This window comes from Polaromonas sp. P3_C2 (genome assembly GCF_056402675.1).
The window spans coordinates 1-812 of the sequence record NZ_JBFUGX010001121.1; the positions used below are offsets into that span (position 1 = coordinate 1).

Genomic DNA, 812 nt, shown 5'->3' on the forward strand with positions numbered 1-812 from the left:
TTGCAAGGGGGCGGCGCCTGCGGTCTGGCAAAGCCAGTCCCGCGGCACCCTTGGTTGTGCCCACAGAACTCTTCAACCAAGCATGAGCCGTGGAACTGGCTTTGCCAGGCCACAGGCGGGCGGCCCCCTCGGGGGGCAGGGAACTACACGAAGTGAGTGACCGTGGGGGCTACAGCCTGACAGTTCCAACACTGCTCAAACCCGCCCTCGACGATTTCGCCACAGACGCACAGCCATCGCCRCTGCGGCATGTTCTGCAGGTTGTCGAGCAACTCCCGTGCGCGGTGTTCTTCTTCGTGGTGGGTGAGCCAGACTTCGGGCTGGCACTGGTCGGGTGGGAGTTCCCCGGCGACGCTGCCCAGAAAATAGCGCTGCACGCTGGCGGCAATACCGGCCTGCTGCAACACGTCGACCCACAGCGCCGCGATGGCGATATTGGGGGCACGCGTCAGTCTGAGCATGCCGTCAGTGTAGCGACATCACTATCAAATTCATAGCTGCTTGCGCTTGCCATATATGGGCCGCAAGCCCAAAAGGCCTAGATTTTTGGCATGGCGACCGGGGCGGGCGCCGCATCATTCTGCACATCCTTGTCCCGGTTCTCAAGGGCGCGGTCAGCGTAGCGGCCAAACCGCCAGGCAGTTGCTTCCTGCGTGATGCGCCGCCAGGTACCACGCTTCTCGGCGGGCGTCATCTCGGGCCAGTGCTGCACTTCGTCAAACGTGCGGCCGCAGCCCTTGCACAGGGCGTCCCCCTGGCTGGTTGAGCAAATGGCAATGCAGGGCGTGTCGGCTGTCGTGTCGTACCAGGTC

General features: G+C 63.5%; 2 protein-coding genes. Both read right to left on the reverse strand.

Going from position 1 to position 812, the window contains the following annotated elements:
* Positions 1-143 precede the first annotated feature (143 nt).
* Positions 144-461: a DUF2007 domain-containing protein gene (locus tag AC1DWI_RS25050; RefSeq protein ID WP_477726165.1), complete on the reverse strand. Its 318-nt coding sequence runs from the start codon at positions 459-461 to the stop codon at positions 144-146.
* 77 nt (positions 462-538) lie between these two features.
* A partial coding sequence (locus tag AC1DWI_RS25055) for a DUF1289 domain-containing protein (RefSeq protein ID WP_477726166.1) occupies positions 539-812 on the reverse strand: 274 nt, incomplete at its 5' end.